The following is a 14,959-nucleotide window of genomic DNA, read 5'->3' as shown; positions in this document are numbered from 1 at the left end:
TGTTTAAGTTGTAGAATCAGTATAGGGATGAAAATCCGCATTTTTCATCAAGAAATCCATCAAAAAACCATCAAAATCTGAATTGGAGATGGCATGACGCATCCTTTCCCCGTCAAGGTCGTGGCGCTGCAGGCCGGCGTCAGCGTGGCCACGGTCGACCGCGTGATCAAGCAGCGCGGCGGCGTGCATGCGAATACGGTGCGCCGCGTGATGCAGGCGCTCGATGAACTGGCGCGGCAAAGCACGCAGGTGGGCCTGTCCGGAAGAAAATTCATGCTCGACGTGCTGATGGTGGCACCGCGCCGCTTCACGGACGCCGTGCGCCTGGCACTCGAATCGGAGCTGCCGTCCTTGCATCCGGCCGTGTTGCGTTCGCGCTTTCACCTGCATGAAACCCTGGAGGTGGACGGCGTCGTCGACCTGCTGGAACGCATCCGCAAGAACGGCAGCCACGGCGTGCTGCTGAAAGCACCGGACTTGCCAGAAGTGGCGGAAGCGGTGAACCGGCTGGCGGCGGCCGGCATCCCCGTCGTGACCCTGGTGACGGACTTGCCAGGCTCCGCGCGCCGCAGCTACGTGGGCATGGATAACCGCGCGGCGGGCGAGACGGCCGCCTGCCTGGTCGGCCAGTGGCTGGGCAGCCGGAAAAAACAGCAGGTGCTGGTGACCCTGAGCAGCAACCGCTTTCATGGCGAGGAAGAGCGCGAGATCGGCTTTCGCCGCGCGCTGCGCGAACGGCACCGCCACTTGTCCATCGTCGAAGTGAGCGAGGGCCACGGCATCGACGGCGCCACGGGCGCGCTGGTGCGCGAAGCCCTGGCCGCGCACCCGGGCATCGCCGCCGTGTATTCGATCGGCGGTGGCAATGCCGCCATCGTGCAGGCGTTCGCCCAGGCGGGGCGCCCATGCCAGGTCTTCATCGGCCACGACCTGGATGCGGGCAACGTGGCGCTGCTCCGCTCGGGCGCCATCCAGGCCGTGCTGCACCATGACCTGGGCCAGGACATGCGCCGCGCCTGCCAGGAAATCCTGCGGGCACAGGGTGCGCTGCCGGCACTGGCGCAGCCCGCGTCCTTGTCCGCGATCCAGATCGTCACGCCGTGGAATCTGCCCGCCCTGAATGGCCTGAATTGACAGCTGCCCGGGCCTGGCCGATACTCGCCGCTTCGCTCATCGCTCACCTCAGGAAGGAATGCCCCGATGTCCGTCACTCCGAAATTGCACCAGACCGTGCTTGCCGCCTTGCTTTCCAGCGTATTTGCCATGCCTGCCATGGCCGCCGGCCCCGCAGCCCCGGCCACCGCCAGCGCGTCGTCCGCCTGGGTCGAGGCCAGCAACCGCAACGCGGCCATCGTGCTGGCGGCGCAGGCGCAGTTCTCGCCCGAAGACGCGTCCGACACGGGCCTGGCCCAATACGACGGCCTGGCCGCCGACCTGGGGCCGAACATCAGCGAGCGCCATGTGGCGGCCATGCAGAAGGCGCGCGCGCAATTGCAGCAAAAGCTGGAACTGGAACGCGACGAACGCATACGCCAGGACCTGGAAATTCTGATCGGCGCCGTCGACCAGGAAATCGCCGGCACCGAGCTGGAAGCCAGATACACCTTACCGTGGGTCGACGTGCCGCAAATGGTCTTTGGCAGCATGCAAAGCCTGCTGCAGGAGCAGCGTCCGGCCGCGCGCCGCGCCAAGGCGCTGGAGCGCCTGCAGCGCTATGTGGGCCAGTTCCCGGGCAGCACGCCGATCACGCAGCAGGCAAAGGCGCGCTTCACGGAGAAAATCGGCACGCCCGGCCTGGCCGGTCCCGTGCGCCTGCAGGTGGAGCAGGCGCTGGAAAACGTGCCCACGTATATCGCCGGCATCCGCAAGCTGTTCGCCGACATGAAGATCGCGGGCGCCGAACCCGCGCTGGCCGCCATGGAGCAGCAGCTGAATGACTATGCGGCATGGGAAAAGCAGGTGGTGCTGCCCCTGTCGCGCACGGATTTCCGCATGGCGCCCGAGCTGTATGCGTTTCGCCTGAAGCAGGTGGGCATCGATATCGAGCCGCGCGCGCTGGTGGAACGGGCGCAGGTGGCCTACCTGGAAACGCGCGCCGCCATGCAGGCGCTGGCGCCCGTGGTGGCGGCCAGGCTGGCCTTGAAGGGCGTCGACGGTAGCGACTACCGCCAGGTGCTGCGCGCGCTGAAGAGCGATTCCATCCCGAACGCGCAGCTCGAAGCGCACTACAAGGGCGTCAATACGCAGCTCGAGGAACGCATCGCCCGGCAGCGCGTGGTCGATATCCCTGCGCGCGCCATGACCATGCGCCTGGCATCCGCGGCAGAATCGGCGGCCCAGCCGGCGCCGCATATGCGTCCGCCTCCGCTGATCGGCAATACGGGAGAACACGGCCAGTTCGTCCTCCCCGTCAGCAATCCGGCTGCCAGCGGCAAGGGCGAGGCGTATGATGATTTCAACTTCGCGGGCGCGGCCTGGACCCTGAGCGCGCATGAGGGCCGCCCCGGCCACGAGCTGCAGTTCAGCGCCATGGTGGAGCGGGGCGTGTCGCAGGCGCGCAGCCTGTATGCGTTCAACAGCGTCAACGTGGAAGGCTGGGCGCTGTACGCGGAAGCGGAGATGATCCCCTACGAGCCGGCCGAGGGCCAGTTCATCGCGCTGCAGTTCCGCATGCTGCGCGCGGCGCGCGCCATGCTCGATCCGATGCTGAACCTGGGGCAAGTCACGCGCGAAGAGGCGGGACGCATCCTGACGGATGAAGTGATGCTGTCGAAACCGATGGCGCGCCAGGAGCTGGACCGCTACACCTTCAACATGCCGGGCCAGGCGGGCAGCTATTTCTACGGCTATACGCGCATCCTGCAGCTGCGCGCGGAAACGGAGCTGGCGCTGGGAGACCGATTCGACCGACTGGCCTTCAACAACTTCCTGCTGGGACAGGGCTTGCTGCCGCCGGACTTGCTGGCCAAGGCCGTGCGCGAACACTTCATCCCCGGGCAGAGAAAAGCCAGGGGCTGACGCCATCCCACACAGCATGCCATACTGGCGTCCTTGAAATAATGACGTGAGCGTGGCTGCATGTGGCGTGGGATCGTATCTGGTTTGCTGGCCGGCGCCTTCTGGGGCGCCGTTTTCATTGTGCCCGTCTTGCTGCCGGATTTTTCTCCGGCCGAGCTGATGGTGGGCCGCTACATCTGCTATGGCGCGCTGGCGGCCGGCTTGATGCTGCCGCGCCTCTTGCCCCTGCTGCGCCGGCTGCGGCGCGGCGACTGGCTGGCCATGCTGTGCCAGGCGCTGGCGGGCAATGTCGTGTATTACCTGCTGCTGGCGTATGGCGTCAAACTGGCCGGCGTGGCGCCCACCTCCCTGATCATTGGTTTGCTGCCCCTGAGCGTGACGCTGTTCGGCCACAAGGACCACGGCGCGCCGCCCTTGCGCCGCCTGGCCTTGCCGCTGCTGGTGGTGGCCGCGGGCATCGCCTGCATCAATGTCGATATCTTCAGCCATGCAGGCGGCGCGGGCGCGGACGGCGCCAGTCTGGCGCACAGGCTGGCCGGCGTGCTGTGCGCCATCGGCGCGTTCGCGTGCTGGACCTGGTATGCGCTCGACAATGCCCGTTTCCTCAAGCGCCATGCGCATGTCAGCGCCGCGGAATGGGCCATGCTGTATGGCCTGGCCAGCGGCGTCATCGCGCTGGTCGTGGGCGCCGTGATGCTGGCGCTGCAGCCGGCGGGCGGCGTCGATGGCGCTCCGGCGCGCGACTGGCCCCGCTTCTGGCTCGTCTGCCTGCTGCTGGCGCTGGGCGCTTCCGTGATCGGCAACTACCTGTGGAACCTGGCGTCGCGCCTGGTGCCGGTGACCCTGTCGGGCCAGCTGATCCTGTCGGAGACCCTGTTCGCGCTGCTGTACGGCTTCGTCTACGCGCAGCGCATGCCACGCCCGCTGGAGTGGGCGGCGATGCTGCTGCTGACGGCGGGCGTGCTGTGGTCCGTGCAGCGGCATGCGCACGAGGAGGGAGAAGGGCGGGGAAAAGGGCGTGGGGCAGGGCGGACGTAGCGAAAAATACATCGTTGCCAGTCCGCCGTTTGCCCTGGGCCGGCCGTATAATGACGCTCATTTGCCGGTCACCGAGGGAGTTCCGCTTGCAGCTACCGATCCGTTATCCGAACATGCCGCAACTGCTGCTGAAGGCGCGCGACAGCCTGCTCCAGCATTTCCGCCCCATCCTCAATCACTTCGGCGTGACGGAGCAGCAGTGGCGCATCATGCGCGCGCTGAACGAAAGCCCCACCCTGGAACCGCGCGAGCTGTGCGAGATCTGCCAGATTTCCAGCCCCAGCATGAGCGGCATCCTGGCGCGCATGGAAGAAATCGGCCTGATCGGACGCAGCAAGTTCGAAGGCGACCAGCGCCGCCGCAAGGTGCACCTGTCGGAAGCGGGCGCCAGCCTGCTGCTGCAGATGGGTAAACTGATCGACCTGCAATATGAACACCTGGAAGCGGCGTACGGCAAGCAGGTGTTCGAAGACATGCGCCGCACCCTGGAAGCGTTTATTGCCCTCGAAACCCTGCCGGTGGCGCCCGCGATCCTGCGCTGAACCCCAAACTTCTCTTTGCCTGAGCATCCATCGGGCGCGTGTTTTTCGACACGCGCCGCCGCTGCTTTTGCCATGCCCGTTCCACGCATTGCCGCATCCTGCCGGGCTTGTGCCCGCGCCACTGTCAGTTTTGCTATAAGACCAATCAATGTTTTGCTATAAGACTACGCCTTACAGTCAATCACTTACATGTGAGTAAATAAGCGTATAATTTGCCTCACTTGATCCAGATCAAGAAGAACAGCGGAACCCCATCGCTGATGGGGCGGCAACGCGGCGTCACAGCCTGTACCCGCCATCGTGGTGGCGGTACTTGCCGGGCGTACAATAAAACAGGAAAGTCAGGAAAAAAATGAACCATACATGCATGCGCGCTGCAGCGCTGGCCGCCTTTTCACTCATCGGCGCAAACGTTTGCGCCCAAAGCAATGTCACCATCTATGGCGTGGTCGACGCAGCCACTGCCTACGCGAGCAACCAGGGCGGCAATTCGAACACCTACATGCGCAGCGGCAATTTGTCCGCCAGCAAGATCGGTTTCCAAGGCGTGGAAGACCTGGGCGGCGACCTGAAGGCGCTGTTCCTGCTGGAAAACGGCTTTGAAAGCGATACGGGCGCGCAAAGTTCCGCCAGCGCCCTGTTCAACCGCCAGGCTTACGTGGGCCTGCAATCGGCAGCCTACGGCAGCGTGACGGCGGGCCGCCAGTACACGCCGTACTACCTGCTGGTGGGTTCGCTGGCATCGAGCAACGTCTTGACGGGCGCCACCGGCGCGCACCCGGGCGATATCGACGGCCTCGATACGACCGTGCGCATCAGCAATTCCGTGACCTACAGCATGCCAGCGTGGCGCGGCCTGCAAGCGAGCGCGCAATACGGCTTCGGCGAAGCGGCTGACGGCAATGCCGTGGGCAGCAGCTTCAGCGCCGCCGTCAAGTACAGCACCTCGCCGGCCGAATTCGCGCTCGGCTACCTGAAACTGAAAAATTGCCAAAACGGTACTGGCTGGAGCGACAAGGCCTCGGCCAGCTTCGGCATCTCCGCCATCAACCAGGGCTACGCCTCGGCCGACAGCATCGAATTCATCGCCGCCAGCGCCCGCTACACGATGGGCAAGTGGATGGTGGGCGTCAACGCCAGCAACGTGCAATACCAGGCGGGCAGCCATTCCACGTTCCGCGACACGGCCATCTTCAACACGGCAGGCCTGATCGCCAGCTACCAGTGGACGCCGCAGTGGTTCCTGTCCGCCGGCTACAGCGACACCTTCGCCAGCCGCGCCAACGGCGTGTCGGACCACGCGCGTTACCGCCAGCTGTCGTTCGAACAGAATTATGCGCTGTCCAAGCGCACGGCGATCTACCTGATCGAAGCGCGCCAGCTGGCGCGCGGCCAGACCCTGGGCCAGAACGGCGCCATCGTCGACGCCGTCGCCTCGGTGGGCGATTCGCAAAACGGCACGCCGTCGTCGAACGGCGGCCAGACGGTGGTGATGGTCGGTCTCAAGCATTCTTTCTGAACGGTTGCTGAACTCACGGGAGCTTCAATTGGACGCTACACATAACAAGGAGGGCCGCGGCCCCCTGAATCCCGGCCGCCGCATGGTGCTGGCCGGCTTGCTGTCGGCTTCGGCCGCGGCGCTGATTCCCTGGGCGCTGGCCGAACCGGTCGCCAGTGCGGAGCAGGGCGCCTTCCTGGGCGTGTCGGCCATGCTGGTCGGCCGCCAGGTGCTCGATCCCGTGCTGGCCAAACGCCTGTATGACGCGCTGGTGGCGCAGGATGCCGCCTTCCCGGCGAATGTGCGTGCGCTGTTGAGCCTGATCAATGCGCAGGGCTTGCAGGCGGCCGGCCTGCAGGAAGCGCTCGATGCGCTGGCTCCCGCTCAGTCGCCGCTGGCGGCCCTGCCGCGCCAGATCGCCAGCGCCTGGTACCTGGGCATCGTCGGCACGGGCGAAGCGGCCGTCTGCGTCGCCTACGAGCAGGCGCTGAACGCGGCCGTCGTGGCCGACGTGCTCAAGCCCCCCACGTATTCCTACGGCGCCTACGGCAGCTGGGCCAGAAAACCAATTTAAGGAGCCATCATGGCTGAAGAACTCTCCGCCGATTACCTCGTCATCGGCTCCGGCATCATCGGCTCGCTGGCCGCGCGCAAGCTGGCGCTGGCGGGCGCCTCGGTGTTGATCCTGGAAGCGGGCCCGCGCGTGTCGCGCGGCGAAATCGTCGCCCGTTTCCGCAACACGACGCGCCGCAGCGACTGGATGTCGCCGTATCCGTCGGTGGCCACGGCGCCGCACCCGATCTACCAGCCGAAGGATAACGGCTACCTGGTGCAGGCGGGTCCGTACCCGTATCCGGCCGAATACATCCGCCAGTTCGGCGGCACCTCGTGGCACTGGGCCGCGCAAGCCTGGCGCAACGTGCCGAACGACTTCCGCATCCACACCTTGTATGGCGTGGGCGTCGATTGGCCGATCAGCTATGAAGACCTGGAGCCGTTCTACCAGGAAGCGGAAGAGATCATGGGTGTCTCGGGCGCGGAGAACACGGGTTCGCCGCGCAAGCAGCCATTCCCGATGGATGCCGTGACGGAGCCGTACGCCATGCGCCGCATCCGCGAGCGCCTCGACCCCTCGTTCAAGGTGGTTGGCAACACGGTGGCGCGCAACAGCGTCAGCTACGATGGCCGCCCGGCCTGCTGCGGCAACAACAGCTGCCAGCCGATCTGCCCCATCGACGCGCAATACCACGGCGGCATCGCCGCGCAGCAGGCGGAAGACGCGGGCGTCAGAATCGTCTGCAATGCCAACGTCTACAAGCTGGAACATGACGCGCAGGGCCGCATCACGGCCGCCTTGTACTACGACGTGGATAAAAAAAGTCACCGGGTCACGGCCAGGACCTTCATTCTGGCCGCCAACGGCATCGAAAGCCCCCGTTTGCTGCTCGTTTCCGCCACGGACAAGTACCCGAACGGCCTGGCCAACAGCAGCGACATGGTGGGCCGCAACCTGATGGACCATCCGAGCACCTCGATCACCTTCGACGCCGATGAAGACCTGTGGCTGGGCCGGGGCCCGCAAAGCCCCAATTCCATCAACACCATGCGCGACGGCGACTTCCGCAGCCAGCATTCGCCGTACCGCCTGGATTTCACGAACATCTCGCGCGTCGATGGCGCGACCAGGGAGTTGATCGGCAAGGGCGTGTTTGGCGCGGAATTCGAACAGCAGCTGCGTTTCCGCTCGGCGCGCGAAATGAGCCTGAAAAACGTGCTGGAAGTGCTGCCGAACCCGGAAAACCGCATCGCGCTCAGCAGCGAAAAAGATGCCATGGGCATCCCCAAGCCGCAGGCGCATTATGCGATCGACGAGTACACGAAACGGGGCCACGAGCGCTCGAAGCAGGATTTCGAGCAGATCGCCAAACTGATGGGCGGCACCAATCTGCGCCACAGCAAGGAAGGCGTGTTCGCCAACAACCAGCACATCTGCGGCACCCTGTCGATGGGTTCCGATCCGGCCAAGGCCGTGTGCGACCAGTGGGGCCGCACGTTTGATCATGCCAACCTGTTCCTGTGCAGCACCGGCGTGCTGCCCACGTCCGGCACCTGCAATTCGACGGAAAACGGCCTGGCCGTGGCACTGCGCACCGTCAAGCATATCCTCGACGAACAACAGGGAGGAACGGCATGATGGCGACCTTCAGAATGGCGGCCGGCGCCGCCTTGCTGGCACTGGCCTTGCCCGTGCTGGCGGCGAACGCCCCTGGCGCCGACGTGCAGGCGATCGAGCGTGGCCGCTACCTGGCGACGGCGGGCGACTGCATCGCCTGCCACAGCGTCCCTGGCGGCAAGCCGATGGCGGGCGGCCTGTCCCTGGCCACGCCGCTGGGGGCCATCGTCGCCACCAACATCACGCCGTCGACAACGCACGGCATCGGCAACTACACGCTCAAGCAGTTTTCCGACGCCGTGCGCCATGGCGTGCGGGCCGACGGCGCGCACCTGTACCCGGCCATGCCCTACACGGCCTACGCCAAGGTGACGGATGACGACACGGCCGCCCTGTATGCCTACTTCATGCATGGCGTGGCGGCGGTGGATACGGCGCCGGCAACACAGACGGACTTGCCGTTCCCGTTCAACATCCGCCTGTCGATGGCGGGCTGGAATTGGCTCTTCCTCGACAAGAAGCCGTTTGTGGCCGATGCGGCCAAGAGCATGGAGTGGAACCGCGGCGCCTACCTGGCGCAAGGGCTGGCCCACTGCACCACCTGCCACACGCCGCGCAACGCGCTGATGGCCGAGCAGCTGTCGAAAGAGCTGGGCGGCGCCGATCTGGGCACCTGGTTTGCGCCGAACATCACCTCGGACACCAACAGCGGCATCGGCAGCTGGAGCCAGCAAGACCTGGTCGATTACCTGCGCACGGGCCGCGCCGCGCACCGGGGGCAGGCTGCCGGACCGATGGCCGAAGCCATCGACCATAGCCTGAAGCACCTGAGCGACGCAGACCTGAGCGCCATCGCGCACTACATCAAGAGCGTACCCGCCATCCGCGACAAGGCGGATACGAAACCGGTGACGCAATGGGGCCAGGCGGGCGATGAGCTCAATGCCATCCGCGGCGTGCCGCTGCCGCAGGACTTGAACAAGATGTCGGGTGCGCAGCTGTACGATGCGCAGTGCGCCAGCTGCCACCAGGCGAAGGGCGAGGGCAGTTTCGACGGCAGCTTGCCGCCCTTGTTCCACAACTCGGTGACGGGCCGCAGCAACAGCAACAACCTGGTGATGGCGATCCTCGATGGGGTGGAGCGGCAGGATGGCAAGGGTAATCATACTGCGGGACACCTGATGCCCGCCTTCCGCCAGACCCTGTCGGACGAGCAGATCGTCACCCTCGGCAATTACGTGCAGAAGATGTACGGCAATCCTGACGTGAAGGTGACGGCGGAGCAGGTGACGACCCTGCGCAACGGCGGTCCTGCCTCGAACCTGATCGGCCTGGCCCGCGCCGGCATCATCGTCGGCGTGCTGGTGCTGCTGGCCTTGCTGCTGTGGTGGCGGGGACGGCGTCGCAAGGCGGTGTAAGCGTCCAAGCGCAGCAAAGGCCGGGGCCAGACTGGAACGTCTGGCCCTTTTTTTGCCCCATAATTGCAACTTGTTTGCATATGCGGATCTTATGTACTATGATGAGTTACATGAGACGCGACAGCAAACTATCATCGATCCTCCATGTGCTGCTGCACATGGCCCACGCGGGACGTCCGATGACGTCCGAGGAACTCGCCGGCTGCCTGGACACCAACCCCGTGCTGGTACGGCGCGTGATGGCCGGCTTGCGCGAACGCGGCTACGTGGCCTCGGTCAAGGGCCATGGCGGCGGCTGGCGCATCGTCTGCGACCTGCACAGCGTGACCCTGCAAGACATCTATGTGGCCGTGGGGTCGCCCACCATCTTCGCCATGGGCAACCGCGTCGATCAGCCGGGCTGCCTGGTGGAGCAGGTGGTCAACCAGTCGGTGGCCGGCGCCTTCGACGAGGCCGAGGCGCTGCTGATCCGGCGCTTCGGCGCCGTCACCCTGGCCGAGCTGGCCGACCGTTTCAGCCAAGAATACGCCATACATCGAGGAGCACTGCATGCCCATTCCTGAATCGCCTGGCATTCCGTTCGACGCCATCATCGTCGGCGGCAGCTACGCCGGCCTGTCCGCCGCCACGCAACTGGCGCGCGCCCGCCGCCGCGTGCTGGTGATCGACGGCGGCCAGCGCCGCAACCGCTACGCCAGCCATTCCCACGGTTTCCTGACCCAGGACGGCAGCGGGACGGCCGCCATCGCCGCCGAGGGCAAGGCGCAGCTGCTGGCGTATGCCACCGTGTCCTGGCTGGACGGCACGGCCGTGCAGGCGGCGGCCAGCTGCGATGGCGATGGCTTCGACGTGATCCTGGCGGACGGCAATGTCGTTCACGGCCGCCGCCTGGTGCTGGCCACCGGCGTGATCGACGAGCTGCCGCCCGTCGATGGCTTGTCCGAGCGCTGGGGCGGCAGTGTCTTTCACTGCCCCTATTGCCACGGCTATGAACTGGAGCAGGGCGCCATCGGCGTGCTGGCCACGGGGCCCCTGTCCATGCACCATGCACTGATGCTGCCCGACTGGGGCACGGTCACTTTTTTCCTGAATGGCGCGTTCGAACCCGATGCGGCGCAGCTGGCGCAGCTGGCCGCGCGCGGCGTGACGGTGCTGCCCACGCCCGTGGCGCGGATCGACGGCGTGGCCGACGTGGTCATGGCCGACGGCAGCCGCCATGCGATGGCCGGCCTGTTCGTGGCCACCCGCACCCGCCTGGCCAGTTCCCTGGCTGTGGAACTGGGCTGCGCGCTGGAAGAGGGCGCCATGGGCGCGTTCGTGCGCACCGACGAGCAAAAGGCCTGCAGCGTGCCCGGCGTCTTTTGCTGCGGCGATGCGGGACGCATGGCCGGCAGCGTGGCGTTCGCGGTGGCCGACGGCGCCATGGCGGGCGTGGCGGCGCACCGTTCGCTGATGTTCGGGCTGGATCAGGCGGCAAAACCGCCGTCGATCTTCAGCCCAGCGCCCGTGACGAAGGCCGCTTCGTCGCTGGCCAGGTAAACCACCATGCCGGCGATTTCATCGGCCGTGCCGTGGCGGGGCAGCGCCATCAGGCCGTGCATCAGGTCGGCGAAGTCGCCCGTGGGCGGGTTCATGTCGGTGGCGACGGGGCCCGGTTCCACGTTGTTGATGGTGATGCCGCGCGGTCCCAGGTCCCGCGACAGGCCTTGCGTCAGGCCGCTCAGGGCCGATTTGCTCATGGCGTAGGCGGCCGCGCCGCCGAACGGCATGCGGTGCGCATTCGTGCTGCCGATATTGATGATGCGCCCGCCCGTCTGCATGTGCGCCACGGCCGCCTTGATGGCCACGAACACGGCGCGCACGTTGATGGCAATCGTCTTGTCGAAGTCCGCCAGCGAAAAATCATCGATGGCGCCGGGCAGGAACACTCCCGCGTTGTTGACGAGGATGTCGACACGGCCAAACTGCGCCGCCACCTTGTCGATGGCGGCCGTCAGGGCCGCGGCGTCGGCCGCATCGGCCTGCACGCCCAGCGCCTTGCCGCCGGCCGCTTCCACCTTGGCAGCCAGCGCCTGCGCTTCGCCGGCCGAGCTTTGATACGTGAAGACGACATTGGCGCCCTGGCTGGCCAGGCGGCGCACGATGGCGGCGCCGATGCCGCGCGAGCCGCCCGTCACAAAGGCGATCTTGTTCAGCAGTGACTGGGTATGGTTGGTTTGGGTTTGCATGATGGGCTTTCTGTGTGAGGAATCGAGAAGCTCAGTATCTGCCTTGCATTGCCTGCGCGGTAGCCATGAATCGCTACAATCACTTTCAACTATAAATATCAAATGAGCGGGTAGAATAGGCGCATGGACGCCCTCAATCATTTGCAATCGTTTGTGCTGTCCGCCGAACTGGGCAGCTTTTCGGCGGCTGCGCGCCGCCTGGGGCTGACGCCGGCTGCCGTCAGCAAGAACGTGGCGCGGCTGGAAGCGAGCCTGGGCCTGCGCCTGTTTCAGCGCAGCACGCGCCGCCTGACCCTGACGGAAGGGGGCGAACGCTTCCTGCTGCAGGTCAAAGGCGCCCTGTCCACCCTGCGCGAGGCGATCGCCGGCGTGGCGGAAGAGGGCAGCCAGCCGGCCGGCATCCTGAAAATCAGCATGGCGCCGTCGTTCGGGCGCAGTTACGTGGTGCCCCTGCTGGGCGAGTTCATCGCGCGCTACCCGGGCGTCATTCCCGACTGTCATTTCGACAACCGGCAAGTGGACTTGATCGGCGAGGGGTTTGACGTGGCCATCGGCGGCGGCATCGAGCTGACGCCCGGCGTGGTGGCGCGCGAACTGGGCCACGCCCACATCGTCGCCACGGCGTCGCCCGCCTTCATGCAGGGGAAAAGCGTGCCCGTGCATCCTTCGGACCTGGCGCTACTCGACGGCGTGGCGCGGCGCTCGGCCGGCAGCGGCAGACTGCGCAGCTGGATACTGCGCGATGGATCGGGCGGCGAAGGCGTGGCCGAATGCCGGCCGCGCGCCATCTTCGACGATCCGGAAGCGATGGCGCAGGCAGCCATCCTGGGCGTCGGCGTGGCGCTGCTGCCCATGCCGCACGCGCTGCCCCACTTGCGCAGCGGCGCGTTGATCCGCCTGCTGCCCGGCTGGCATGCCGATTCCGGCCCCCTGTCCGTGTACTATGCGAGCAAGAAGCTGCTGCCCGCGAAGACGCGCGTCTTCGTCGATTTCTTGCTGGAGCAGTTCCGCCAGCGCGATTTCGCCGCGCAGATACGGCCCGATTAACCGATAGAGAATTCCCATGCATAGCAGTTACAGCCTGTTTTACACCTTTGACGGCGATCAGCCGGCCCGTTTCCGGGAAGCGCGCGTCTTCGGCACGACCGTGTGGACGGCCGCCGGCGCGGCCATGACGTGGGGCGAGGAGACGCGCAAGGACTACGCCAGCGAAGCCGAGGCGCACGCCGCCTACGTCGCCCGTTGCCTGGCGGCGCTGGCCGATGGCTACAGCTTGGCGCGCGCGAGCGTCATCGACCCGGCCGCATTCGATTTTGCGCTGCTGCAAACCCTGGTGGCGGACGCCGCGCGCCAGGCTTTCGACTGCGTGCGCCGTGCGCATCCTGACCAGCACATCGACGCTTTCGCCCTGGTGAGCGACGACAGCGCCATGACCATCGGCCCCATGGCGAACAGCCGCGAAGCGCTGGCCGCCTCGGAATACGGCGAAGAGATGCTGTGGAACCCGGCCGAGTGGGCGTTTGACGAGGGCGGCGCCTACTTCGACAGCGCCTACCGCTTGCTGCTGCAGGCGCACCGCGAACTGCCGTTCGACGTCGCATTCGCCACCTTCCGCAGCGGCGTGTTCGACGCCTGCATCGCGGCGCTGGCGCAGCTCGACGCCGAAGGCTGTTTCGGTACGGGCGCGCAGCGCGATCAAGCCGTGCTGCTGTTCGAGGTCAGCGACAGCGAGCCGGTGGAAGGTGCGCTGGCGCGTTTGAATCCGCCGGCGGTGGTGGCGCGTTACGAGGAGTGGATGGCCAGCTGGGAAGAGTGAAGCTTACGCCGCCACCAGCCTGAGTCTTGTAATCTCCGCCGGCGCGCCGATGCGTTTCGGTGGGCCCCAGTAGCCCGTGCCGCGGCTCACATAAATCCACAGGCGGCCTTGCCGGTGCAGGCCCGCCACGTAGGGCTGCTGCAGCGGCACGAACAGGTTCCACGGCCAGAATTGTCCCCCGTGCGTGTGGCCCGACAATTGCAGGTCGTAGCCGGCCGCTTCCGCCTCGGGCGCGCTGCGCGGCTGGTGCGCCAGCAGGATGCGGGGGATATCGGCTGGCGCGCCGGCGATGGCGCCCTGCGGGTCGCTGCGCTGATCCGGATCGAAGGCGCCGGCATTGAAATCGGTGACGCCGGCCAGCGCCAGGCGCGCGCCGTCGTGCTCGAGCACCGTGTGCTCGTTCATCAGCACGCGCAAGCCCAGGCGGCGAAATTCCGCCACCCACGGCGCGGCGCCCGAATAGTATTCGTGGTTGCCCGTGACGAGGAAGACGCCATGGCGCGCGCGCAGCTCGCCCAGCGGCGCCGTATGGCTGCCCAGTTGCGCCACCGTGCCGTCGACCACGTCGCCCGTGATGGCGATGAGGTCCGCCTGCAGGCCGTTGGCGCGCGCCACGATGGCTTCCACATAGGCGCGCTTGATGGTGGCGCCCACGTGGATGTCGCTCAGCTGCACGATGCTGTAACCCTGCAGGGCGGCCGGCAGGCCGGTAATCGGTACCGTCACTTCGCGCACGCGCGCCACACGGCGGGCGTTGATGAAGCCAAGGACGGTGGCCAGCAGCGCCAGGGCTAGCGCCGCCACGGCGGACGCCTGGGCGTGCGGGCGGGTGGCGGGGACCAGCATCAGCAGTTCGCGCAGCACGGTGAGCACGAACAGCGAGGAAAAAAAGCCCATGCACAGCGAGCCGGCCCAGCTCAAACGGTCGGCCAGGCGCGCATCGTTGGTGACGGCGCGGGCGAAGATGGTCATCGGCATCAGCATGGTCGACGCCAGCAGGACGGCGCCGCCCAGCAGCCAGCCGGCCAGGCCGACGGGCAGCGCGGGCAGCAGCAGCCAGCCCAGGAGGGCGTGCAGGGCGCCCAGTATCATGGTGATGCGCAGCAGCGGCGTGCGGGTTTTCATGTCGTGGTTCCAGTGGTGGGGCGCCCGGCGCGGCGGATGCGATGCGGCGCCATCGCCGGCCGCCGATTATAGCCGACGCCCCGGCAACAGGCGTCGGCCACCC

At 66.5% G+C, this 14,959-nt stretch carries 14 protein-coding genes; 12 read left to right on the top strand and 2 right to left on the bottom strand.

What is annotated here, in order from left to right; translation table 11 throughout:
* Positions 1 to 93 precede the first annotated feature (93 nt).
* The 10 genes from AC1RJW_RS19195 to AC1RJW_RS19150 all read left to right on the top strand — a co-directional run bounded on the left by AC1RJW_RS19195 (position 94) and on the right by AC1RJW_RS19150 (position 11,226).
* Entirely contained in the window at positions 94 to 1,134 is a 1,041-nt protein-coding gene (locus AC1RJW_RS19195; protein WP_493046392.1) for a LacI family DNA-binding transcriptional regulator, read from the top strand.
* Positions 1,135 to 1,200: 66 nt separating this feature from the next.
* Entirely contained in the window at positions 1,201 to 3,018 is a 1,818-nt protein-coding gene (locus AC1RJW_RS19190) for a DUF885 domain-containing protein (protein WP_493046391.1), read from the top strand.
* Positions 3,019 to 3,078: 60 nt separating this feature from the next.
* Entirely contained in the window at positions 3,079 to 4,056 is a 978-nt protein-coding gene (locus AC1RJW_RS19185; protein ID WP_493046390.1) for a DMT family transporter, read from the top strand.
* An 86-nt stretch (positions 4,057 to 4,142) separates the two neighbouring features.
* On the top strand, positions 4,143 to 4,598 hold the full coding sequence (gene hpaR / locus AC1RJW_RS19180) for a homoprotocatechuate degradation operon regulator HpaR (protein ID WP_251348489.1): 456 nt from the start codon (positions 4,143 to 4,145) through the stop codon (positions 4,596 to 4,598).
* A gap of 352 nt (positions 4,599 to 4,950) precedes the next feature.
* The gene (locus tag AC1RJW_RS19175; protein WP_493046389.1) at positions 4,951 to 6,117 is read left to right on the top strand and encodes a porin; all 1,167 of its coding nucleotides are present in this window, start codon (positions 4,951 to 4,953) and stop codon (positions 6,115 to 6,117) included.
* A 28-nt stretch (positions 6,118 to 6,145) separates the two neighbouring features.
* Positions 6,146 to 6,670 carry a sugar dehydrogenase complex small subunit gene (locus AC1RJW_RS19170; protein ID WP_493046388.1) on the top strand — a complete coding sequence of 175 codons (525 nt, stop codon included), beginning with the start codon at positions 6,146 to 6,148 and terminating at the stop codon, positions 6,668 to 6,670.
* A gap of 9 nt (positions 6,671 to 6,679) precedes the next feature.
* Positions 6,680 to 8,290: a GMC family oxidoreductase gene (locus AC1RJW_RS19165; RefSeq protein WP_436495897.1), complete on the top strand. Its 1,611-nt coding sequence runs from the start codon at positions 6,680 to 6,682 to the stop codon at positions 8,288 to 8,290.
* Positions 8,287 to 9,687, top strand: a complete 1,401-nt coding sequence (locus AC1RJW_RS19160) for a c-type cytochrome (protein WP_493046387.1) — start codon at positions 8,287 to 8,289, stop codon at positions 9,685 to 9,687. Before AC1RJW_RS19165 ends, AC1RJW_RS19160 begins: the two co-directional genes overlap by 4 nt.
* A 110-nt stretch (positions 9,688 to 9,797) precedes the next feature.
* Positions 9,798 to 10,250: an RrF2 family transcriptional regulator gene (locus tag AC1RJW_RS19155; RefSeq protein WP_493046386.1), complete on the top strand. Its 453-nt coding sequence runs from the start codon at positions 9,798 to 9,800 to the stop codon at positions 10,248 to 10,250.
* Positions 10,237 to 11,226: an NAD(P)/FAD-dependent oxidoreductase gene (locus AC1RJW_RS19150; protein WP_493046385.1), complete on the top strand. Its 990-nt coding sequence runs from the start codon at positions 10,237 to 10,239 to the stop codon at positions 11,224 to 11,226. The genes AC1RJW_RS19155 and AC1RJW_RS19150 overlap by 14 nt, the downstream gene beginning before the upstream one ends.
* Here the strand turns inward: AC1RJW_RS19150 and AC1RJW_RS19145 are convergent.
* Positions 11,154 to 11,915: an SDR family oxidoreductase gene (locus AC1RJW_RS19145; RefSeq protein ID WP_493046384.1), complete on the bottom strand. Its 762-nt coding sequence runs from the start codon at positions 11,913 to 11,915 to the stop codon at positions 11,154 to 11,156. The genes AC1RJW_RS19150 and AC1RJW_RS19145 overlap by 73 nt on opposite strands.
* Before the next feature lie 123 nt (positions 11,916 to 12,038).
* On the opposite strand from AC1RJW_RS19145, the gene AC1RJW_RS19140 reads away from it, so the two are divergent.
* Positions 12,039 to 12,962, top strand: a complete 924-nt coding sequence (locus tag AC1RJW_RS19140) for a LysR family transcriptional regulator (RefSeq protein WP_493046383.1) — start codon at positions 12,039 to 12,041, stop codon at positions 12,960 to 12,962.
* Between the two features lie 16 nt (positions 12,963 to 12,978).
* Positions 12,979 to 13,731, top strand: coding sequence for a DUF4303 domain-containing protein (locus AC1RJW_RS19135; protein WP_493046382.1), 753 nt, complete (start codon positions 12,979 to 12,981; stop codon positions 13,729 to 13,731).
* Positions 13,732 to 13,734: 3 nt separating this feature from the next.
* Here AC1RJW_RS19135 and AC1RJW_RS19130 read toward each other — a convergent pair whose 3' ends face one another.
* The gene (locus AC1RJW_RS19130) at positions 13,735 to 14,856 is read right to left on the bottom strand and encodes a metallophosphoesterase (protein ID WP_493046381.1); all 1,122 of its coding nucleotides are present in this window, start codon (positions 14,854 to 14,856) and stop codon (positions 13,735 to 13,737) included.
* Positions 14,857 to 14,959 lie beyond the last annotated feature (103 nt).

This window comes from Janthinobacterium sp. GW822-FHT07A03 (assembly GCF_058798815.1).
This window is presented reverse-complemented; position numbering and strand designations above follow the sequence as displayed.

Bases quoted from the DNA above. Each gene is read 5' to 3' on its own strand.
- AC1RJW_RS19195 (WP_493046392.1), top strand. From the start codon at position 94: ATGACGCATCCTTTCCCCGTCAAGGTCGTGGCGCTGCAGGCCGGCGTC.
- AC1RJW_RS19190 (WP_493046391.1), top strand. From the start codon at position 1,201: ATGTCCGTCACTCCGAAATTGCACCAGACCGTGCTTGCCGCCTTGCTT.
- AC1RJW_RS19185 (WP_493046390.1), top strand. From the start codon at position 3,079: ATGTGGCGTGGGATCGTATCTGGTTTGCTGGCCGGCGCCTTCTGGGGC.
- AC1RJW_RS19175 (WP_493046389.1), top strand. From the start codon at position 4,951: ATGAACCATACATGCATGCGCGCTGCAGCGCTGGCCGCCTTTTCACTC.
- AC1RJW_RS19165 (WP_436495897.1), top strand. From the start codon at position 6,680: ATGGCTGAAGAACTCTCCGCCGATTACCTCGTCATCGGCTCCGGCATC.
- AC1RJW_RS19160 (WP_493046387.1), top strand. From the start codon at position 8,287: ATGATGGCGACCTTCAGAATGGCGGCCGGCGCCGCCTTGCTGGCACTG.
- AC1RJW_RS19155 (WP_493046386.1), top strand. From the start codon at position 9,798: ATGAGACGCGACAGCAAACTATCATCGATCCTCCATGTGCTGCTGCAC.
- AC1RJW_RS19150 (WP_493046385.1), top strand. From the start codon at position 10,237: ATGCCCATTCCTGAATCGCCTGGCATTCCGTTCGACGCCATCATCGTC.
- AC1RJW_RS19145 (WP_493046384.1), bottom strand. From the start codon at position 11,915: ATGCAAACCCAAACCAACCATACCCAGTCACTGCTGAACAAGATCGCC.
- AC1RJW_RS19140 (WP_493046383.1), top strand. From the start codon at position 12,039: ATGGACGCCCTCAATCATTTGCAATCGTTTGTGCTGTCCGCCGAACTG.
- AC1RJW_RS19135 (WP_493046382.1), top strand. From the start codon at position 12,979: ATGCATAGCAGTTACAGCCTGTTTTACACCTTTGACGGCGATCAGCCG.
- AC1RJW_RS19130 (WP_493046381.1), bottom strand. From the start codon at position 14,856: ATGAAAACCCGCACGCCGCTGCTGCGCATCACCATGATACTGGGCGCC.